Origin of the sequence: Streptomyces sp. NPDC058045 (genome assembly GCF_042885635.1) — a bacterium.
Lineage (GTDB): Bacteria > Actinomycetota > Actinomycetes > Streptomycetales > Streptomycetaceae > Streptomyces.
The window spans coordinates 1-20,966 of the sequence record NZ_JBHVRR010000053.1 but is presented as its reverse complement, the minus strand read 5'-3'; the positions used below and the strand labels follow the sequence as shown (position 1 = coordinate 20,966).

The 20,966-nt window shown below is 72.3% G+C and carries 13 protein-coding genes and 1 riboswitch; of the genes, 6 read left to right on the top strand and 7 right to left on the bottom strand.

Annotated features, from left to right (window positions below; genetic code table 11):
- Window positions 1–14 precede the first annotated feature (14 nt).
- Both ACFVST_RS24700 and ACFVST_RS24695 read left to right on the top strand, forming a co-directional pair.
- A complete protein-coding gene (locus ACFVST_RS24700) occupies window positions 15–1,208 on the top strand; it encodes a PP2C family protein-serine/threonine phosphatase (protein ID WP_390155760.1) in 1,194 nt (397 codons plus the stop codon).
- A gap of 251 nt (window positions 1,209–1,459) precedes the next feature.
- A riboswitch (cyclic di-AMP (ydaO/yuaA leader) is annotated at window positions 1,460–1,611 on the top strand.
- A gap of 11 nt (window positions 1,612–1,622) precedes the next feature.
- Window positions 1,623–2,831 (top strand): M23 family metallopeptidase, encoded by a 1,209-nt coding sequence (locus tag ACFVST_RS24695; RefSeq protein WP_390155759.1) that lies wholly within the window; start codon window positions 1,623–1,625, stop codon window positions 2,829–2,831.
- A gap of 92 nt (window positions 2,832–2,923) precedes the next feature.
- On the opposite strand, the gene ACFVST_RS24690 is transcribed toward ACFVST_RS24695, so the two are convergent.
- From ACFVST_RS24690 to ACFVST_RS24675, 4 genes are all read right to left on the bottom strand, one after another.
- On the bottom strand, window positions 2,924–4,300 hold the full coding sequence (locus tag ACFVST_RS24690) for a PrsW family intramembrane metalloprotease (protein WP_390155773.1): 1,377 nt from the start codon (window positions 4,298–4,300) through the stop codon (window positions 2,924–2,926).
- Window positions 4,301–4,437: 137 nt separating this feature from the next.
- Window positions 4,438–5,157, bottom strand: coding sequence for a tRNA (guanosine(46)-N7)-methyltransferase TrmB (gene trmB, locus ACFVST_RS24685; protein WP_390155772.1), 720 nt, complete (start codon window positions 5,155–5,157; stop codon window positions 4,438–4,440).
- 222 nt (window positions 5,158–5,379) lie between these two features.
- Entirely contained in the window at window positions 5,380–6,408 is a 1,029-nt protein-coding gene (locus tag ACFVST_RS24680; protein WP_390155758.1) for an FAD-dependent oxidoreductase, read from the bottom strand.
- Window positions 6,409–6,510: 102 nt separating this feature from the next.
- Window positions 6,511–7,938 (bottom strand): MFS transporter, encoded by a 1,428-nt coding sequence (locus ACFVST_RS24675; RefSeq protein WP_390155757.1) that lies wholly within the window; start codon window positions 7,936–7,938, stop codon window positions 6,511–6,513.
- 1,053 nt (window positions 7,939–8,991) lie between these two features.
- Between ACFVST_RS24675 and ACFVST_RS24670 the strand changes: the two genes are divergently transcribed.
- Complete coding sequence (locus ACFVST_RS24670) at window positions 8,992–11,079, top strand: asparagine synthase-related protein (RefSeq protein ID WP_390155756.1); 2,088 nt, start codon at window positions 8,992–8,994, stop codon at window positions 11,077–11,079.
- 38 nt (window positions 11,080–11,117) lie between these two features.
- Here ACFVST_RS24670 and ACFVST_RS24665 read toward each other — a convergent pair whose 3' ends face one another.
- Window positions 11,118–13,115, bottom strand: coding sequence for a sigma-70 family RNA polymerase sigma factor (locus ACFVST_RS24665; protein WP_390155755.1), 1,998 nt, complete (start codon window positions 13,113–13,115; stop codon window positions 11,118–11,120).
- 800 nt (window positions 13,116–13,915) lie between these two features.
- The gene (locus ACFVST_RS24660; RefSeq protein ID WP_390155754.1) at window positions 13,916–14,716 is read right to left on the bottom strand and encodes a TetR/AcrR family transcriptional regulator; all 801 of its coding nucleotides are present in this window, start codon (window positions 14,714–14,716) and stop codon (window positions 13,916–13,918) included.
- A gap of 426 nt (window positions 14,717–15,142) precedes the next feature.
- Between ACFVST_RS24660 and ACFVST_RS24655 the strand changes: the two genes are divergently transcribed.
- Window positions 15,143–16,546, top strand: coding sequence for an NAD(P)/FAD-dependent oxidoreductase (locus ACFVST_RS24655; protein ID WP_390155753.1), 1,404 nt, complete (start codon window positions 15,143–15,145; stop codon window positions 16,544–16,546).
- Between the two features lie 219 nt (window positions 16,547–16,765).
- Window positions 16,766–18,529 carry a SpoIIE family protein phosphatase gene (locus ACFVST_RS24650; RefSeq protein ID WP_390155752.1) on the top strand — a complete coding sequence of 588 codons (1,764 nt, stop codon included), beginning with the start codon at window positions 16,766–16,768 and terminating at the stop codon, window positions 18,527–18,529.
- 8 nt (window positions 18,530–18,537) lie between these two features.
- Here ACFVST_RS24650 and ACFVST_RS24645 read toward each other — a convergent pair whose 3' ends face one another.
- Window positions 18,538–19,836 carry an MFS transporter gene (locus ACFVST_RS24645; RefSeq protein ID WP_390155771.1) on the bottom strand — a complete coding sequence of 433 codons (1,299 nt, stop codon included), beginning with the start codon at window positions 19,834–19,836 and terminating at the stop codon, window positions 18,538–18,540.
- Between the two features lie 115 nt (window positions 19,837–19,951).
- On the opposite strand from ACFVST_RS24645, the gene ACFVST_RS24640 reads away from it, so the two are divergent.
- Window positions 19,952–20,509, top strand: coding sequence for a MarR family winged helix-turn-helix transcriptional regulator (locus tag ACFVST_RS24640; RefSeq protein WP_390155751.1), 558 nt, complete (start codon window positions 19,952–19,954; stop codon window positions 20,507–20,509).
- Window positions 20,510–20,966: the final 457 nt, after the last annotated feature.

Genomic DNA, 20,966 nt, shown 5'->3' with positions numbered 1-20,966 from the left:
GGCGGGAGACGCAGGTGGGCCAGCCAATATCAGACGAGAACGGGCAGCCCGGCCCGGTGCCCCACACGGCCAGCCGCCTCCTCACCGAACAGAACTTCGTCCGCGCCCTGCCGGTGCTGCTGATCGCCGTGTCGGCCCTGGTCGTCGCCGTGGTGCCGGTCCGCTACAGCGTGGTGCCGGTCCTGGTGGCGCCGCCCCTCGTCGCCGCCACCTTCTACCGGCTCCGCGGCACCGTGCTCATCGGACTCGCCTCCCTCGCCATCATGATCGTCCGCCGCCTCGACGTCGGCGACATCGCCCAGACCCGCGGCGTCAGCGGGATCGCCACCTTCCTCGTCGTCAGCCTGCTCGCCGTCCTCATCAACCGCGAAGTACGCCGCAGCGACGCCCTGCTCGCCTCCTCACGGCAGGTCGCGGAAGCCGCACAGCGCGCCGTACTGCCCGCACCGCCGGCCCGCCTCGCCGGCCTCGACATCGCCGCCCGCTACGAGGCCGCCCAGGCGGAGGCCTTCATCGGCGGCGACTTCTACGCCGTGCAGGACACGCCGCACGGCATCCGCATCGTCCTCGGCGACGTACGCGGCAAGGGCATGGACGCGGTCGGCGCCGTCGCCGTCGTCATCGGCGCCTTCCGGGAGGCCGCGGAATGGGAGAACACCCTGGAGGCCGTCGCCCGCCGACTCGACCGGGCCCTCAGCCGGGACGCCGTCCTGCGCTACGGCGACGAACCCGCCACCGGCCCCGGCCGGGACGCCGCCCTGGAGAGCTTCGCCACCGCCGTCCTCGTCGAGATCCCGCACGGCGAATCCCGGCTGCGGCTCCTCAACCGCGGCCACCCCGACCCGCTGCTCCTCGCCGTCGACGGCAGACTCCGCGAACTGCCGCCCGCGGAGGCCGCGCTCCCGCTGGGCTTCGGCGACCTCGGCGGCCGGCCCGACCGGTCCACCGAGACCGACTTCCCGCCCGGCGCCACCCTCCTCCTCTTCACCGACGGCCTCACCGAGGCCCGCGACCGTCACGGAACCTTCTACGATCCCGTGACCTTTCTCACCGGCCGCGTCTTCCGCACCCCCGGCGCCATGCTCACCACCCTCGTCGAAGACGTCCGCCGCTACACCGGCGACGGGTCCACCGACGACCTGGCGCTACTCGCGGTACGCCGCCCCATCACCCCGTGGACCGGCCCGGAGGGCATCCGGCCGCGGTGAAAGAGCCGCAGGCGAGGCCCGCGTTACCAGGGGTGACCGTGCGACGCCGCTGCGCACCGGAACTGAGCACCCGTCAGAAGCGCGCACTTCGCGGAACGCGGTTCAACTCGGCCGCATCCGCCCGCAGGTGCCCCGAAAAGTCCGCTGCCCCGCCGTCAACGATCAGCCGGAACGGCTTGGAATCGAACCCCCTCGTCTATTAACGTTCGATAACGCAGCGCGGTCGTCCCAGCCGTCACCAGCGTCGGCTCCGTGCGCACGCGCCGAATCCCGCAAGGGAACCGGGGAACCACCAACTTGGGGTGAATCCGGCCTCCTTCCCTGCCTGTGTGAAGGAAGCCGGTAGGAGACCTTCCTGCTCCGAACCCGTCAGCTAACCCGGTAGGCGAGAAGGAAGGAAAGGAGCACGCCCCCGTGGCGTCCAACCGCCCTGCCCCCGAGCCCCGTTACGCGCCCCACCCCCACGGCGCCTTCCCCGACGGGTTCGACCCCTACGGCAGCACCCGCGCCTTCACCGTCCCCGCCCCCCGCGGCGCCTACCAGCACCAGGGCGCCTACCAGGACCAGTGGGAGGCGGAAGGCCACGGCACCGCCTACTTCGACGCCTACCCGGGCCCCGAGCAGCCCGAGGCCGAGGACGACTATCAGGAGTGGAACCCCACCGAGGACACCGTCCGCCCGGTCCGCGGCCGGCACCGTGTCGCCAAGCAGCGCGGCGGCCTGGCCCGTTCCTCCACCGTCCTCGGCGTCGGCGTGATCGCCGCGGTCGGCGCCGGCGGCATAGCCTCCGCGCAGGGCAAGCCCCCGGTGAGCGTCTCCGTACCGGACCTGTCGACCGTCACCGACTCCCTGCCCGACGCCAAGTCACTGCCCGGCGTCGGCTCCCTGATCTCCGACGACTCCGGCGACGAGACGACCACCCAGGCCGCACCGCTCACCGGCGCCGGGCTCACCACCACCGACACCGAGGACGGCACCACCGACGCCGGTGAGGCACTGCGCAGCCGCATCCTCCAGCAGGCCGAGCAACAGCAGGACCACGCCTCGTCCGCCGCCGCTGCCGCCGCCCAGGACGCCGCCGCGCAGAAGGCCGCCGAAGAGGCCGCCAGCCAGCAGAAGAAGGCCGCGGACGACATCAAGGCCAAGAAGGAGGCGGCGAAGAAGAAGGCCGCCGAGGAGGCCGCGAAGAAGCGGGAGCGGGAGCGCCTCGCCAAGCTCGCCAAGAGCTTCAGCCTCCCCGCCGTCTCCTACACCCTCACCTCGCACTTCGGGGACCCCGGCGCCATGTGGTCCTCCGGGCACCACACCGGCCTCGACTTCGCCGCCCCCACCGGCACCCCCCTCAAGGCCATCCACACCGCCACCGTCAAGGAGGCCGGCTGGGCCGGCGCCTACGGCTACCGCACCGTCCTCGAACTCGATGACGGCACCGAGCTGTGGTACTGCCACCAGTCCTCGCTGAACGTCAGCGCCGGGCAGAAGGTCACCACCGGCGACACCATCGGCCGCGTCGGCGCCACCGGCAACGTCACCGGCCCCCACCTCCACCTGGAGGTCCACCCCGGCGGCGCCGGAGCCATCGACCCGCTGGGCTGGCTCCAGAACAAGGGCATCAACCCCTGACACCCCACACCCCGGCGGCCCTGGCGACACCCCCCCGACGCCAGGGCCGCCGGCCTGCGCCCGCCCCCAACACCCGCCCGCGCAAAGCCCGTTCAGGCACCGCCCGTTCCCGCACCGCCCGGGTACCGCTGCGGGGCGGGCGGCTGCGCGTACGGATTGGGATACGGGTGCTGATACGGGAGCGGAGACGGGTGTGCGTACGGGTTGAGGTGGGGGTGGGGTGCGGTGCGGGGGTCCCAGGCGGGCCAGGGGCCCCACGGTGGGACGGGCACCGGGGCCGCCGCCCGCGCCGCGTACTCCAGGGCCGGCCCGGCCACCGCCCGCCGCGACCACAACTCGTGCAGCAGCGCCCGCTCCCGCGCCGCGTAGTCGGGCCCCGGACGCCCGGCCCGCCGGGTGCGGTGCCGCAGAAAGGCCAGCGAGGTGGCGTACGCCTCGTACTCGGACACCGTGCGTGCGGCGGGGCGGCCGCCGCCCGGGGTGTGCCGCGCCCGGTCCCGCGCCAGCCGCCGGGCCCGCATCGAACCCAGCGCCCACGGCTCCTGCGGACCGAGCCAGCCGGCCCGTGTGTAGGCGGGGAGTTCGGTGCGGACGGTGCGCAGTTCCCGCTGCCGGGTCCACACCACCAGCCAGGTCACCACGGCGAACACCGGCACCATCAGCGCCGCGTACACCGCGACGAAACCGTAGTCGCCCAGCTTGGGTGAGCTGTTCCAGGCGGCGTGCAGGCCCATCGCCAGCAGCAGTCCCGCGGCGGGTGGCAGCAGCCGGCGGGGGAGGGAGCGGGCGGAGGCGGCGGCCAGGCCGAAGCCGATGCCGGTGAGCACGGTGAACAGGGGGTGCGCGAACGGCGACATGACGATCCGCACGAAGAACGTGGCCGCGGTCAGCGAGGACAGTCCGCTGTCCCCGGTCAGCCGGTCGCTGCCGAAGGCCGTACCGAGGTAGAGGACGTTCTCGGTGAAGGCGAAGCCGGAGGCGGAGAGTCCGGCGATCACCGCGCCGTCGACGACGCCCGCGAAGTGGCGTCTGCGGAAGAGGAACACCAGCAGGACCGCGGTCGCCTTGGCGGACTCCTCCACCACCGGCGCTATCACCGTCGTCCCCCAGGTGCCGGCGCGTGAGGGGTCCGCGGTGGCGGTGGCGATCCAGTGGGTGGCGAAGCTGTTGGCGACGATCGCGATCAGCGCCGCCGCGCAGGCCCCCCAGGAGAACGCGAAGAGCAGGATCCGCCACGGCCCCGGATCGACCCGGTCCAGCCAGCGGAACGAGGCGATCAGCAGCGGCACCGGCAGCACCGAGAGACCGAGCCCCACCAGGAAGCCCTCGGTGCCGGTCTGCTCCCGGACCAGGGCCAGGATCACCAGCCCCGACAGGGCGAGCAGCACGCTCAGCGCCGAGGCCCGTATCGCCCGCCGCTGCCACCAGTGCGGACACCCTCCCGGTACCGTCCGCGTCCCCGGTGGCACGGCCCGCGTTCCGGGGGACGGCCGGTGGCCCTGGGGCGGCGGGAGCGGGGGTCGTGCGGACACGTGCTCGACGGTAACCGGCGCGGGCCGCACGGCGCGACGCCGACCGAACCTCCGGAGCCCGGCCCCCCGAACCGTCAGCGGCGCCGGAACAGCAGATCGTGCACCGGGTGCCCCTTGTCGAGGCCCTGCCCTTCGAAACGGGTCAGCGGCCGGAAACCGGGACGCGGCGCGAACCCTCCGTCCGCCGCCGTGTTCACGAACGAGGGGTGCGCCGAGAGCACCTCCAGCATCTGCTCGGCGTACGGCTCCCAGTCGGTGGCGCAGTGCAGCAGGGCGCCGGGCCGCAGCCGGGCCGCGGCCAGCGTGAGGAACTCCGGCTGGATCAGCCGCCGTTTGTGGTGCCGCTTCTTGGGCCACGGGTCGGGGAAGTAGACCCGCAGGCCGTGCAGCGAGTCCGGCGGCAGCATCTCCTGGAGCAGGATCACCGCGTCGCCGTTCGCCACCCGGATGTTGTCCAGCCCGTTCGCCTCGGCGAGGGCCAGCAGATTGCCCTGGCCCGGGGTGTGCACATCCACGGCGAGGATGCCGGTGCCCGGGTCGGCGGCCGCCATCTGCGCGGTCGCCTCGCCCATACCGAAGCCGATCTCCAGGACCACGGGCAGCCCGCCGAACAGCTCCGCCGGATCCAGCACCCTGCTGCCGTCGACGTCCAGGCCCCAGGCGGGCCACAACCGGCGCAGCGCCTGCTCCTGACCGAGCGTGACCCGGCTGCGACGCGGCTGGAAGCTCCGGATCCGCCGCTCGTACCGCGACCCGGCAGGATCGGCCGCCGGCCCCTCCCCGGGCGCGAACATCCGCCCCTGCACGGGACCTCCGCCCTCCCGGGCGGGCACGGCGGACGCGGGAGGCTCGGGGGACTCGGGTGCTTCGGCGGGAGCCGGGCCGCGGGTCTGGTCGGCGCCAGCTTCGGGCGTTTCTTCGTAGGCCACAGTGCCCCCGATTCTACGATCCGGCGCGCACCCGCCGACGGGGGCGGAGGACGGGCCGGACCCCGCGCGAGGGAGGCGTCCCGTGGTCTACGGCGGAGGCGGCCGCTCGCCCGTGCCGGCCGCGGGGACGGGTGGGGTGCCGCGGGGCCGGTGGCGGGCGAGGAGCCGTAGCGCGCGGTCGGCCAGCTCCCGGCAGAGGGGCAGCGCCGCGGACGGTGAACTGCCGCCCAGCAGAAGGACGGTGCGCGGCCCTTCCTCGATACGCACGTCCCCGCCAAGACCCCCGTCCCCCGGCACACCCCCGGCCGCGGCGGCGGAAGGCAGCAGCCGCGCCACCGCCGCCCGCGCCTCCGCCGAGTACGCGGGCACCCCATCGCCCTCGGCCCCGTCGAGCGCGGGCAGCACATAGACCGCGGGGTACAGGGACCCCGGGGCGGGCAGCGGGGAGACCGGGCCGCGGACCCCGGCCACCACATATGCGGTACGGGCGGGCCGGGGGAGCGGCGGGGCAGCGGGCCGCGCCACCATGTCCGTGCAGTCGATCAGGACCCGCGCCCGGTGCACGGCACCCTCGGCGGTACGGACCGCGACGCCCCGCCCGGCCGGGCGCTCCACCCGCACCACCCGCTCCCCGTGACGCACCTCGGCGCCGCAGTCCGCGGTGAGGCGGCGGGCCACCGCGGCGAGATCGCAGAGCCCGGCCGAGGCCACCCGCAGCGCGGCACGACCTCTGATCTCCGGCTCGTACGTGGTGAGTTGGGACCGGCCCAGCTCGGCCACGGGCAGTCCGAGGCTGCGGGCGCGCTGTGCCAGGGCGTGCAGCCGGGGCAGTTCGGCCCGTTCACCGGCGACGACCAGCTCACCGGTGGCCGCGAAGGGCAGACCGTGCTCGGCGCAGAACGCACGCAACTCGACGGCACCCCGCACCGCGCACCGCGCACCGAGCGTGCCCGGCCGCTCACCGACCCCGCTGTGCACCAGGCCCGTCCGCGGCCCGCCCCCGGGCGCGGGCTCCCCGGTGAGCACGGTGACCTCGGCACCGGGCGCGGCCCGGCGCAGCGCACCGGCCACCGCCGGACCCAGCAGCCCACCACCCACCACCAGTACGTCCCGCATCGCCACCACCTCCCGGCCCCGATACTGCACCGTGCCTCTGACAGTGCGGACAAACCCGGGCCGTCGACCCGGTGCACGGAACCGGTCGGGCGGGCGCGAGGCTCAGGCCGGGGTCATCAGCAGCGGCCGGGCACGTTCCAGCAGCTCCACCACGCGCGGCTCGTCACCGTACGGCTCCAGCCGGTGCAGCAGGTCCCGGACGTACTCGGTGGTGCGCGCCGAGGAGATACGGCCCGCGACCTCCACCGCCCGCACCCCCTGCTCGCAGGCCGCGTCCAGATTCCCCGACTCCAGCTCGGCGACGGCGGACACCACCAGCCGCAGCCCGTGCGAGCGGACGTACTCCTCGGTGGGCCTGGACAGGGCCTGCTCGGTGAAGCGCCGCACCTGCCGTGGCGCCTTCAGATCCCGGTAGCACTCGGCGGCGTCCGCGGCGAACCGGTCGTACGAGTAGAAGCCCAACCAGGACGGGTCCGGGTCGCCCTCGCGGGAGCGCTCCAGCCAGCCCTCGGCGGAACGCAGCGCACCGCCCGCGGCGTGGGCGTCACCGGCGCGGGCATGGGCGCGGGCCTCGACCAGGCGGAAGAAGCTCATGGTGCGGGCGGTGGCCAGACCGCGGTTGCGTTCCGCCGCGGCCTGCGCCAGATCCACCCCCTCGTCACCGAAGCCGCGGTAGGTGGCCTGGAGCGACATGGAGGCCAGTACATAACCGCCGAGCGGTACGTCCGCGGCGGCCCGGGCCAGCCGCAGCGCCTGGATGTAGTAGCGCTGCGCGGCTTCCTGCTGCCCGGTGTCGAAGGCCATCCACCCGGCGAGCCTGGTCAGTTCGGCACTGGCCCCGAACAGGGCGCGGCCCACCTCGTCCGAGTACGAGCCGAGCAGCAGCGGCGCCGCCTCCACCCGCAGGCACTCCGGCACCATCGACGAACGCCAGTCGCCACCGCCGTACTTGGAGTCCCAGCGGCGGGCGTCCTCGGCGGCCTCGCGGAGCTTGCGCACATCGCTGTGGCCGACCTTCTGCGGGGCGCCGCCGCTGCCGTCCGCAGGACCGGCCTCACGTTCCACGGAGCTGTCGGCCGGGGTTATCAGCCAGCGGGAGGCGGGAGTCGCGTAGGCGCTGACGGCGAACGACCCGGCCAGCGACTGCCAGATGCCGCCGGAACCGGCCCGGCGGCCCGCCAGGTCCAACCGGTACAGCTCCGTCGCGGACTTCACCGCCGAGGCCACGTCCCGAGGGAAGGCCAGGCCCACCTCGGGCGCCGGATCGGCGTCGGCCAGACCGATCTCGTGCAGCGGCACCGGCCGCCCCAGCTTCTGCCCGATGGCGGCGGCGATCAGATGCGGCGCGGCACCCTGCGGCACCATGCCCTTGGAGACCCAGCGGGCCACCGACGTCTTGTCGTAACGCAGGGTCAGACCGCGCTGCGCGCCGAGGTCGTTGACCCGGCGGGCGAGACCCGCGTTGCTTATCCCCGCGAGGGCGAGAACGGTGCCGAGCTTCTCGTTCGGCCCGCGTTGCTCCCTGGACATACGTCACCCCTCGGCACGGACGGCTGCCGCGGCGGGGGTGGCCCACGCGGCACGGTGCCGTGTCCTCCCGCAGTGTCCCGGGCGCCGGCTCGTCCGCCGCACGGGCCGGGCACGACGGGGTGCCGCACCGGCTGCAAGGGCACCTGTCCGAGCCCCCGGGTATATGCCACCGCGAAAACACAGGCACACCCAGGGTAGTTCGGCGCTTCCCATGCGTTAAGAGGCATAGTTCCGGATGGCGGGATTGCTCCCGTACGGTTGCCCGCCGCGCGGGGTGTGCTCCCGGCGTGTGGCCGTGCGCCCGCCTGTGCGCTCTCGTGCGCGCCGCACGGGCGCGCTTCGATGAGGGGCGTGGGTCGGCCCGCTTGCCCAGGCTCCGGCGGGTCGGGGGACACCGCCGCCTTCATCCCCGCGGGTGGCGGGCCGGTCCGGGGGGCGTGCACCGCCTCCCGGACCGCAAGTGAACGCTGCCCGCGGGATGGGGTGGCAACACCCTGCCTTCATGGCCGGTTTGGCTGAAAATCGCCCCTGAGCGGGCCTTCTGAACGGCTCCCGAACCCCCGGGGAAGTCCGGTCCTGTCGCCCCCGCGGTACACCCCGCACCCCACCAGGAGACCCGTACGCGCCCAACGCCCGTACACCACACGGAAGTTGCCGATCCGTCACCAAACAGCCGCCCTGGTGCAATCGCACCCCGTCACGCTGAGTCCCCAACCGGCGCCACCACAGCACCAGTTGGGACCCGCGAGACCAACGCCAAACCCGGGCAACCCCTCTGAGGATACGTTTCTTCCCCACCTTCGCACCACCCCCCTCCACCGCCCCGCCACCACACCCCCACCCCGACCACCCCACCCAACTCCCCAACCACACCCCGCACTCGGCCCCATCACCACGGAACACCACAACCCGGGCACACAGCCCACTCCCAGGCCCTTCCCGTCCGCCACCTTCGTGGCAGCATGGAGCCCGGCTCCGGTACCACGCCGGACACCACGACACCGCGCGGCACCCCGCACGGTGCACCCATGGTCCACACCCTCTGGAGGCGCGATGCGGTGGTTGGTGGGGTGGAGCAGCACATCCTCCGGCCCCCTCGAACCCGGCATCACCGGCCCCGACGGAGAAACCCTCCAACCCGTCGGCGCCCACCAACTCTGGACCGGACCCGACCCCCTCTGGGCCGTCGGCGACTGGCGCCCCGACGAAATCCGCACCGCACAAGCCGACACCGACACCCGCATCGCCATCCTCGGCCTCTGCGGCGCCACCGACGACCAACTACGCAACGCCCTCTACGCCGCACGCGGCGGCGCCCTCCGCCACCTCACCACCTGGCCCGGCAGCTACACCGCCGTCCTCCGGACCGGCCGCCGCATCACCATCCTCGGCGACCTCGCCGGCGCCCGCCCCGTCTTCCACACCCCCTGGGCCGGCGGCACCGCCTACGCCACCGCCGCCCTCCCCCTCGCCGACCTCACCGAAGCCAACCTCGACATCGGCCACCTCGCCACCCTCCTCGCCGCCCCCGACGTACCCGAAGCCCTCCAGGACTCCACCCCCTACCAAGGCGTCCACCGCATCCCACCCGGCCACGCCCTCATCCTCCGCACCGGCACCCGCGAAATCACCGGCTACGAACCCCAAGCCTCCCTCGCCGTCGCCGCACCCCCCACCGACACCACCACCGCCGTCGACACCCTCCGCGACACCCTCGTCGACGCCGTACGCACCCGCCTCCTCGCCCCCCGCCACGTCCCCGGCCAAGGCACCGACCCCGGACCCGTCCCCGGCATGGGCCCCGCCGAACGCCGCGCCGCCCGCGGCACCCCCCACCCCGGCATCGGCGCCGACCTCTCCGGCGGACCCGCCAGCGCCACCCTCGCCCTCCTCGCCGCCGGCCTCCCCGGAATGCCCGGCACCATCCTCGGCCACGGCACCGAAGCAGGCGAACGCCTCCTCGCCGTCACCTTCAACGACCTCACCGCCCAAGGCCGCCAAACCGAACTCGAACGCGCCGCCACCATCGCCGCCAACCCCCGCCTCCACCACATCGTCGTCACCGCCGGCGAAGAAAGCCTCCCCTACGCCGACCTCGACGGCCCCCTCACCGACGAACCCGCCCCCTCCCTCATCACCGCCACCCGCCACCGCACCCGCCTCGCCGCCGGCAGCGCCGACCACCTCACCGGACACGGCGCCCGCCAAGTCCTCGACGCCCACCCCGCCCGCCTCGCCGACCTCCTCCTGGACCACACCAGACGCCACCTCGTACGCCCCGTCGCCGCCCTCGCCCGAGCCGACGGCAACCTCCTCGTACCCGCCCGCGTCTACGCCGCCGCCCGCCGCCTCGCCCGCACCCCCTACCGCACCGGCCTGGAACACCTCGCCGACCGCCTGCTCCACCGCCGCTTCGACAACGCCCAGGGCCCCGTCGACCGCTCCCTCGCCGCACTCACCTGGGGCGGACCAGGACCCGCCGCCCGCTGGCTCACCGGCGAAGCCCTCGCCGAAGTCTCCTTCCGCCTCCACACCACCGGCAACCGCCCCACCCCGGGCCCCAACGGCCGACCCGGCGACTTCCGCGCCCGCGCCGCCCTCGCCCGCCACGCCGCCGACCTCCGCATCCTCGAACAAGCCGCAGAAATCCGCTCCCAGCGACTCCACACCCCCTACCTCGACAACCAGGTCGTCCGCGCCGCCCGCGACCTCCCCCAAGCCCTCCGCGTACGACCCGACGCCCGCGCCGCCGTCCTCCGCACCGTCCTCGAAAGCACCGGCGTCACCGACCTCCCCACCGACTGGGGCACACCCCCCAACACCACCCCCACCACCGCAGCCCACACCGGCCTGCGCACCTCCCTCGGCAACGTCCTCACCCTCTTCGACACCCCACTCCTCGCCGACGCCGGCCTCATCGAAGCCCGCACCGTACGCAAAGCACTCCGCGCCGCCACCCAGGGCGAACCACTACCCCTCGAAGGCCTCGCCGACCTCGTCTCCCTCGAACTCTGGCTCCGCCGCCTCCTCGCCCGCCGCGGCACCTGCTGGACCGGCACCCCCACCCGCCAACGCGCCGTCCCCACCGGCCGCATCACCCCCACCCGCACCGCCCTCGGCCCCGCCACACCCCACCCCTGACCGCCGACCGGCAAGCCTCGGCAGGGAAAGAACCCCGATCAGTCGCAGCGGAGACGAGACTCCGCCCAGTCCGCCAAAGTCAACGAATCCGTCGACTGCTCCGGCTCCACCACCAGCCGAACCGTCTTACGCCCCGCCAACGACACCCGCACCGGCACCGCGGCCTCCCCAGCCCGAACCACCGGCGACCGCCACAACCGCGCACCATCCCCGAACACCGAGAACCGCACCGCACCCAGCCCCATCATCATGTCGTCCACCCCCACCCTCGCCTCATACACCGAGCAACTGCGATTCAGATCGATGATCACCGACGAATCACCGCGCACCGTCACCCCATGCGCATAGGTGCGCTTCGCGATCGACACATCCTGCCGCTGCCACGCCCAACTGCTCTCCCCCAGCCGCATCTCCGGCTTGGTGCCATCCCCCAGCACCCCGTACTCCAACTCGCTCCACTGGAACACCTCCGGTGCGGGCGGCGGAGTCGGCGTCGGCGTGGGAGACGGTGAACTCTGCGTCGGCTCAGGACTGCTGGGCGTCGGACCGGGCTCCGGCTCCGACGGCGTCGGAGTAGGCGTGGGCGTCGGCTCCGGATCGGGCTTCGCCGGCGCGGGACGCGGCGCCGGACGCGCAGGCTCCGGCTGCACCGGCGCGGCCTTCGGCGGATTCGGCGCAGGCGGCTGGGGCTTCGGCACCACCGGCTGCGACACCGCCGGCGGATCCGCCTTCGGCTTCGGCGGCGGCGTCTCCTTACCCACCATCGCCATCGCCAACGCGACCGCCGCGACCACCACCACACCGGCGGCGATCCCCGCCTTCACCGGGCCGGTCGCCCCCTCCGAAGCAGCACCCCCACCCGCACCACCGGTACTGCCCGTCGCAGCCGCCGCCCCAGCCGCACCCGCACTCGCCGCGCCACCCGCGAACAGCGCCGCCACCTTCGCGTACCCGGCGGCCCCGAACCAACCGATGACCGCCACCGGCACAACCACCGGAATCCCGCTGGCGACCTCCTTGATCTGCCCCGCCGCCAGCCGGCACTTCGCACACTCGTCGAGATGCTTACGCAGACCCCGCTCAGCACGACTGCGCAACCCACCACGGGCGAACGCACCAAGACGATCCGCGTACCGCGCACACTCCGCGTCCGAAGCCAGCGTCGCACTCACATGCGCCTGCAGATACGCCTGCTTGAGCCCCTCCCGAGCCCGACTCGCCAGCACCCGCGTGCCGTTGGCGTCCAAGCCGAAGAGCGTCGCCACCTCACTCGGCGACTCGTCCTCCACCTCCGTGTGCCACAACACCGCCTGCCAACGCTCCGGCAGACTCCGAAACGCCTGCATCGCAAGCGTCTGCTCCGCCTCATGCATGGCCAGCACATCGGCACCCAGATCCAGGGTGTCGTCGTCGGCACCCTCCGTACCGCGCGCGGCCTGCGCGGCGAACACCGCGAAGTCATCCACCAGATGCTCACGCTTGGCGGACTTCGTCCAACCCGCCGCCACCCGCCGCACCGTGGTCAGCAGATAGGCGCGCACCGCGTGTTCCGGTCCCGCACCGCCCCGGACCGCCTGCAGCATCCGCGCAAACACCTCGGCCGTCAGATCATCCGCGGTATGCCCGTCCCGGCAGCAGGTCCGCGCGTAACGCCGCACCGCCCCTGAATGCCGCCAGAACAAATCCTCATACGCCGAATCGTCCCCCGCCCGCATCCGAGCGATCAACTCCCCATCGGACACGGGGACTCGACCGGAAGCTTCGGAGGGGATGGGCGCGGAGGCAGGGGGAGTGGCGGCTCCTGCTCCGGCTCCGGTGGGGCCCCACTGGGCTGGGACGGTCACATCATCGGAGACGGGAGCGGTGCCGGTCGGCTGGCCATACAACGGGGAGCCCTGGCCGGGAACCGTCGGCCCAGGCGCCTTGCCCGCCGGAGATCCCTGCTCCGGCAGCCTGGGCTGCGACGGTGGCACACCGGTGGACCCGCCCGCCGCGCCGTCACTACCACGCGACTCGTCCCGCCCGTCAACGCTCATTTCCGGAACGCCCCCGCACCCAGACTCAGACCGACCACCGCCACAGGTTCCCACACCCCTGCCGTCGCATGAACCCGGATCCTCCGCAATCACCCATCTGAGGGTTTTCCCTTGGGTTTCCCCCCGCCCCGCCCCGCCCCCGCCCTCCCATCCCTCCCTCCCCTCCCTCTCCCCTTCCCTCCTCCACCCACCACCCCGTCCCCTCTCACCGCAGGCCACCCCCCGCCCCCGGCGCCACCCGCTCCCACACCACCTGCCCGCGGCGCACTGCTGCCCGCTCCTCCGCCCGGCCGAGACCGCACCCAACACCCGTTCCCAGTACGGCAGTACCGCACATTCCCCGCGCACCCGGCACCGCGGACGTGCCGCCCTCGCTCTCGCCTCCTCCTCTCAGATCCGGCTCACGTTCGCCACGGGCCCGGGACCGCCCGTGCCGAACGACCCATACCGAACGGGCCTCTCCCGCACCGGAGTTGCACGTACGCAGCCCGACGGCCACCCGAAACCACGTACGCACAACCCGAGTTGACCCGAACGATCGGTATCACCCGGCGCCCTCCGGTATCACCCGGAACCACCGGCAGCCATTCCGGGGACCGCCAAGGCCGAACGGCCATTGCGGAGCCGCTGCCAGCGCCACCGCCAGGAGCTGCCGATGACGTCCCGGAGCTACCCGGGCACGCCCGGAACTGCCGGCCGTGCCCGGGAACTACCGGCAACCGTCCGCTACTTCCCCTGCATCCCCGAACCTGTGCGTCCCGTCCGTCCTGTGCGTCCTGCCCGTCCTGTCCGGTCGTCCCCTACGAGGACCGGGTCCGCAGTCCCTCCAGGAGGATGTCCAGGAGTCGGGCGGACGCGGCGGACTGCTGCTCGGGGTCGGGTAGGACGGGTGCGGCGGTGGCGATGACGAGCAGCACGTCGGACACGGTCACGTCCTCGCGTAGTTCGTCGGCGGTCTTGGCGCGTTCGACGAGCCGCCCGACCACGTCCAGCAGGGTGGACGCTCCCGATCCACCGTCCTGCGGCGCCGGTTCTGGAGTCCCGTCGGCTGGTGTGTGCGGTTCGGCTTCGGGGCTGCCGAGGCCCGCCTCGTACATGGTGCGCTGTGCGGGGACCCTCGGGTCGGGGCCGGTCGGGTCCGCGGCCGCCTGGGTGGATATCTGCAGTATCTGCGGCGGCAGCAGTCGGCCGGCGCCGGATGCCACGGAGGTGCGCAGGAAGCGGGAGAGGGCCGACCAGGGCTCGTCCTCCTGCCCGAGTGCGGCGCGCGCCTGCTCGGCCAGACGGGCGGTCTCTGCTTCTGCGATGCGCCTGACCAGGACGTCTTTGCTGGGGAAGCGGCGATAGACGGTGCCGACGCCGACTCGTGCCCGGCGTGCCACGTCTTCCATCGGCGCCCCGTAGCCGACTTCGCCGAATACCTCGCGTGCTGCGCGAAGTACGTGTTCGAGGTTGCGTTGTGCGTCAACGCGCAGGGGAGCGGCGGTCGTTCCGTCCTCTGCTGGGTGGCCGTGGTCAGCGGTCACCGTGTGCGTGTGGTCTTCGGTGTGGCCGTCGGAGATGACGGTTGACGTGGACCAGTGCGAGTCCTGCTGATGCATATGTGTTCCCCCGGCTGTGACGTCTCCCCCCGGAGACTCTTTACTCCGTCGTGTGGTCATCGGAGCGCGGGAGGGTGTTGCGGCTTGCGCCTGCGGTGCGCGCGAGTCAAGCGCGTCCCCCTGCACCCCGTCGTCCCCTTCACTCCGACGTCTCACGAACATAGTTGAGCTGGAGACGATGCAGAAGGGGCGTGTGTTGCGCGCCGGTTCGAACCGGTTCACCCTGCGTACCGGTTCGCCCGCTGTTGCCCCCCTCCGTGTGCCCGCGGTTTCCCCGGGGCTGTCTGGTATCGATCGGCTGACCAGTAATGTACGGCGTCCGGCAACCCTCTGTGGCAGCCTGTGGAAAACTCCCGGCCATTGCCGGATTCGGACACTCACCGTGTCGGGACTGTGGACAAACCCCGGTCGGCGTTGCGTCATGGAATGGTGAAGGGCTCACTTTCCCCTGGGACCCCGCCCGGCCCCTCGAAGGGAACGCGCATCCTCGTCGTGGGCGGCGGCTACGTCGGTATGTACACCGCGCTGCATCTTCAGCGCCGGCTCAAACCTGAACTGGGGCGGGCCGAGGTGGAGATCGTGGTGGTCAGTCCCGATCCTTATATGACGTATCAGCCTTTTCTGCCGGAGGCGGCGGCGGGTTCGATCTCGCCTCGTCATGTGGTGGTGCCGTTGCGGCGGGTCCTGGACCGGTGCCGGGTGATCATCGGGCAGGTGACTGCGGTGGATCATGCGCAGCGCACGGCCACGCTCACCACTCTGGCCACGAAGGAGGAGGGCACGGGCAGTGTCGAGCTGTCCTATGACGAGATCGTTCTCGCGCCGGGTTCCGTGTCGCGGACTCTGCCGGTGCCCGGGCTCGCCGAGCACGGCATCGGTTTCAAGACAGTCGAGGAGGCCATCGGGCTGCGTAACCACGTCATCGAGCAGTTGGACATCGCGTCGTCGACGCGGGATCCGGAGGTCCGTGACGCCGCGCTCACCTTTGTCTTCGTCGGTGGTGGCTACGCGGGAGTGGAGGCTCTGGGTGAGTTGGAGGACATGGCGCGTTATGCGGTGCGCTACTACCACAACATCAGTGCGGACGACCTGAGTTGGATCCTGGTGGAGGCGTCCGGCCGGGTCCTGCCCGAGGTCGGTGAGGACATGGGCCGTTACACGGTGCGCGAGCTGCGCCGCCGCAATGTCGACGTCAGGTTGCACACTCGGCTCGAATCGTGCGAGGACCGGGTCGCCGTCCTTGACGACGGCTCCCGCTTCCCGACCCGGACGCTGGTGTGGACGGCGGGCGTGCGGCCGCATCCGGTACTGGCGGCCAGTGATCTGCCGCTGGATCCGCGGGGGCGGCTGCGCTGTACGTCCCGTCTCACGGTGGAAGGCGCCGATCACGCCTGGGCGGCCGGCGACGCGGCCGCCGTACCCGACAAGACGGCAGGCCAGCCCGGTGGTACCTGTGCGCCCAATGCGCAACACGCGGTGCGGCAGGCCGCAGTGCTCGCGCAGAATCTGGCGGCCGCGCTGCATGGCGAGCCGCTCACCGACTATGCGCACCGGTCAGCCGGTTCGGTGGCCTCGCTGGGGCTGCACAAGGGTGTCGCGCATGTCTACGGGCGGAAGTTGAAGGGCTATCCTGCCTGGCTGATGCACCGCGTCTACCACCTCAGCAGGGTGCCGACCGTCAATCGCAAAGCGCGCGTTCTGGCTGAGTGGGTCCTCTCCGGGTTGTTCAAGCGGGAGATCGTGTCGCTGGGTTCGCTCGAACATCCGCGGGCGGAGTTCGAACTCGCGGCCGGGGGAAAGCATCCGAAGAACCCGAAGGGGTCGTCCTGACCGGAGCCCGGAACTCCCGGGAGGGGACCGGCGTCTGACGGATACACCTCCAAGGGCCCCGGCGCCCGACCTGTCGGCCAGACTGGTCACCGTGCCACAGGGCGAAGCCCGTCCCCGCGACACAACCGAGGCCCCGCCCCGGCCACCGATCCGGACCGCGCCCGGCCGCCCGGACCGCCGAGGTGCGGGACGCATCCGACGACACGAGGCAAGAATTCGGTGAACTTCACCCGATGGAGCGCCCGGCTCCCCGGCGTGCCGCGCCGCGCCGCAGCACGCACCGCGACGGGGCCGTCTCCGGCGCCGCACACCGACAGCCCGGCGGTCGCGGATGCCGCGCCGGCGGGGACGGCATCCGCGCGGGCGGACTCACCGGCGCCGGGGGGATCGGCCGGTGCCGATGGCGGTTCGGTGCCCGCGGCCCGCGCCGACACGGACCGGGATGCCGGGGCGGGTGGCGAGCCCGGTGCGGGCCGGCCTGCCGCGCCCGGTGTGGACGAGCTCCAGATCCGCCGGCTTCTCGACCATCTGCCCGCGCTGGTCGCCCTGGTGCACGGCCCCGACCACCGCATCGCCTATCTCAACGAGGCCTACCGGAACGCTTTCGGGGCGCGCCCGCTCGGTGAGCCGGCCCGGGACGCCCTGCCGGAGCTGGAGTCGCTGGGTCTGCTGCCGCTCCTCGACCAGGTGCTGCGCAGTTCCCGGCCGCGCACGGTGAAGTCACGGAAGGCTCCCGACGGCCGTTCCTACACCCTCACCTGCACTCCTCTCGACGCGCTCGCCGGGTCCCCGCACTCCGGTGTGCTGATCTTCGCCGCGGATGTCACCGATCACGCCGAGGCCGCGGAGCGCCTCCGTGCCGGTGAGCGCGCCCAGCGCGAGACCGCCGTCACCCTGCAACGCTCCCTCCTGCCACAGGAGTTGGAGGAACCCGACGATCTGCGTATCGCCGCCACCTACCATCCCGGCGGCACCGAGACCGCTGTCGGCGGTGACTGGTACGACGTGATCACCCTCGGCGGCGGCCGTACCGCCCTGGTCATCGGCGACGTCATGGGCCGCGGGGTCCGCGCCGCCGCCGTCATGGGCCAACTCCGCACCGCGGTACGGGCGTACGCCCGTCTCGACCTCCCTCCGCACGAGGTGCTGCAACTCCTCGACGGGCTGGCCGCCGAGATCGACCCGCAGCAGATCGCCACCTGCGTGTACGCCGTGCACGACCCCAACGAGGGCCGCCTGGTCTATGCGTCTGCCGGGCATCTGCCGATCCTGGTCCGCGACGAGAACGGCGAGGTGCACCGTGCGGAGGAGCCCACAGGTCCTCCGCTGGGTACCGGCGGCTGGATGCACGCCTCCGCTTCCGTGCCGCTGGGCCCCGGTTCGACCGCCGTCCTGTACACCGACGGCCTGATCGAGCGCCGCGACCAGGACATCGACGAGGGCGTCGCCGCCCTGGAACGCGCCCTCGCCGGTGCTTCGGGCAGCCCCCAGGTGGTGTGCGACCGCCTGGTCCGCACCGCCGGCGTCACCGCTGACCACGACGACGACGTGGCGGTACTCGTGCTCCAGCATCCGGCGCGCGTCGGGCGGGCCCGGGAACTCTTCCGCAATGCGGCGCTGGAACTCCTCGGCGGTGTCGAGGCGGCACCCCGGGCACGCGCCTTCGCCTCCGGCGTTCTCACAAGTTGGCGCTTCCCCGCGGAACTCCACGACCTGGGCGTCCTGGCGGCCAGCGAACTCGTGGCGAACTCGCTGCAACACGGCACCCCGCCGATGCGCCTGCGGCTACGGCGCACCGACCGCCGCCTCATCGTCGAGGTGACCGACGGCAACGATCACCTGCCGCGTCGCCGCCAGGCCGAACCGGCCGATGAGACGGGCCGCGGCATCGCGATCGTCGCCACTATCGCCTCCGGTTGGGGAGCGAGGCGCACTCCGGACGGCGGCAAGTCCGTGTGGTGTGAGTTCCGGCTGCCGGACTGATCGGGAGGTCAGGCCTCGGCGGGTATCTGGTGCCGGGTGGGGCCGCCGCCGGCCACCACCCGGCTCCCCCGGGCGAGCGCCGGCCGGTCCTGCACCGCCGTCAACCTCCGTCCCAGCCGCAGCGCCAACACCGTGATCCCCAGCGATATCAGCACGAACACCACGATGTACGGCCCGTGCAGCGTCGCCCCCATGGGACCGCCCACCGCGGGCCCCACCGCCAGTGCCAACTGCTTCACCAGCGCGAACGCCGAGTTGTACTGGCCGACACGGCCCACCGGCGCCAAGTCCGCCACCAGCGGCGCCACCGTCGGCGACAGCATCGACTCGCCCAGCCCGAACAGCGCGTAGGTGGAGATGAACGCCGCCGTCGCCATGGCCTGGCTGCCGTGCCCGAGGCCCGCGTAACCGGCCGCCGCCCAGGCGACCGCCCACAGCAGGCCCACCGCCGCGATGACACGCGAGCGCCGCCGCTCCTCGACCAGCTTCAGCACCGCGAACTGGGCCACGACGATCGCCGCGGTGTTCGCCGCCAGGGCGATCCCGAGCGTCGACGGCGATATCCCGGCGGCCTCAACGCCGTACGCCGACAGGCCCGACTCGAACTGGCCGTAGCAGGCGAAGAAGATCACGAAGCCCAGGACGCACAACTGCACCATCGCGCGGTGCCGCAGCAGCGCACCGAGCCCACCGCGCCCGGAGGTCACGGCGCCTTTGGACACCGCCCCCGCCAGGCCCAGTGCCGCATCTTCGCCCGGCATCCGGACCGTCGCCGCTATCCCGGCGAGGACCAGGAACATCACGGCCTCGATGGAGAACAACAGCGTGAAGCTGCCCGGCCGGTGCTCGTCCACGATCTGCCCGCCGAGCAGACCCCCTATCCCGAGCGTCAGATTCTGCAGGAAGAACTGCGTGGCGAAGGCCCGCGTACGGGTCTCGCTGCCCGAGCACCACACGACGAGCGTGGCCAGCGCGGGCTGCATGACCGCGGTGCCCGCACCGAGCACCGCCGCGGAGACGACCGCCGTCCCCTCGCTGTCCGACAGACCCAGTGCGACGGCGCCGACCGAACCCACCAGAGCCGCGGCGACCAGCACCGGCAGCGGGCCGCGCCGGTCGATGACCCGGCCGGTGAACGGCAGCGCGACCAGGGCGGCCATGGCGAACGCGGCGAGCACTATGCCCGCGGCGCCCGACCCGAGACCTCGGACCTGCGCCACATACACATAGAGGAACGGCACCGTGAAGCCGATGCCGAACGAGCTCAACGCGCTTCCTGCCTGGATTCGGCGCATCGCTGCGCCCATCGCCCTGGTCACGTTCACCTACCTTGAAACTGAAGACTTCGATCCTAAACTTCGAAGCTAAACATTACACAGCGAAGGACTTCGACGCAAAGCCATGCCGTGCCATACTGCGGTCATGGGTGACACACCTGACACGACCGCCCCCGCCGAGCAGACGCTCGAAGAACAGATCGCGGCCTACCAGCGCGAGTTCCGCGACCTCGACCCGCAGGTCGAGAAGATCGTGTCGGCCCTCGGCCGCCTCAACCGCCGCATGAATGTCGCCTACGGTCGGCAGACCGCCAACCTCGGCATAAGCAATGCGGAGTGGGAGGTCCTCAAGGCCCTGGTCCTCGCGGGCGCGCCGTACCAACTCGGCCCCGGCGACCTGGCGAAGCGGCTCGGCCTCACCCCCGCCGCCATGACCCACCGCATCGACCGCATGGTCAACGAGGGCCTGGTGACCAGGGATCGAGACGAGAGCAACCGGGTTCGCGTCATCGTCGAGGTGACGGACGAGGGGCGCGAGAAATGGCTGGAGGCGATGCGCCTGGCCACCGTCTTCGAGGAGGAACTGCTCCAGGACCTCTCGCAGGACGAGCGCTCCGCCCTCGGCGAGGTCCTCACCCGGCTTCTGCGGCGCGTGGAGCACGCCCAGCCTGACGCCGGCGGCCGCCTTGTCGACCTGGACTGAGCTCGGGGCCATCGTCGGAAAGATCTTCCCAGCGAGGGTTGACACCCCGATGGCCGGTCCGTAAGGTACTTCGAGTTGCCACGGAGCCGGAAGGTTCCAGGCAACGACTCCCGCCGCTCACAAGCGGCAACCAAACTCCGCACGAACTCCCACCGGGACTAATTCGGTATGCCCGAATTCGTTTTCGGTCGGCTCGATTATGAGCCCCAGGGGAAATGGGCTAGAGTTTGAAACGTCGAAACGGCCCATCGGGCCGGAAAGACACCGAAGGATCCCGTCGACCGGGAATCGGGTCAGAAAAGATCTGATAGAGTCGAAACACCGAAGGGAAGCGCCCGGAGGAAAGCCCGAGAGTATCTAGCGCTTGGGTGAGTACGATGGAAGTGTCCGTTCCTTGAGAACTCAACAGCGTGCCAAAAGTCAACGCCAGATATGTTGATACCCCGACTCGCGCACA

Coding starts and splice junctions, on each gene's coding strand:
- ACFVST_RS24670 (WP_390155756.1), top strand. CDS start 8,992: ATGCGGTGGTTGGTGGGGTGGAGCAGCACATCCTCCGGCCCCCTCGAA.
- ACFVST_RS24680 (WP_390155758.1), bottom strand. CDS start 6,408: ATGCGGGACGTACTGGTGGTGGGTGGTGGGCTGCTGGGTCCGGCGGTG.
- trmB (WP_390155772.1), bottom strand. CDS start 5,157: ATGTTCGCGCCCGGGGAGGGGCCGGCGGCCGATCCTGCCGGGTCGCGG.
- ACFVST_RS24640 (WP_390155751.1), top strand. CDS start 19,952: ATGGGTGACACACCTGACACGACCGCCCCCGCCGAGCAGACGCTCGAA.
- ACFVST_RS24675 (WP_390155757.1), bottom strand. CDS start 7,938: ATGTCCAGGGAGCAACGCGGGCCGAACGAGAAGCTCGGCACCGTTCTC.
- ACFVST_RS24645 (WP_390155771.1), bottom strand. CDS start 19,836: ATGGGCGCAGCGATGCGCCGAATCCAGGCAGGAAGCGCGTTGAGCTCG.
- ACFVST_RS24660 (WP_390155754.1), bottom strand. CDS start 14,716: ATGCATCAGCAGGACTCGCACTGGTCCACGTCAACCGTCATCTCCGAC.
- ACFVST_RS24655 (WP_390155753.1), top strand. CDS start 15,143: ATGGTGAAGGGCTCACTTTCCCCTGGGACCCCGCCCGGCCCCTCGAAG.
- ACFVST_RS24665 (WP_390155755.1), bottom strand. CDS start 13,115: ATGAGCGTTGACGGGCGGGACGAGTCGCGTGGTAGTGACGGCGCGGCG.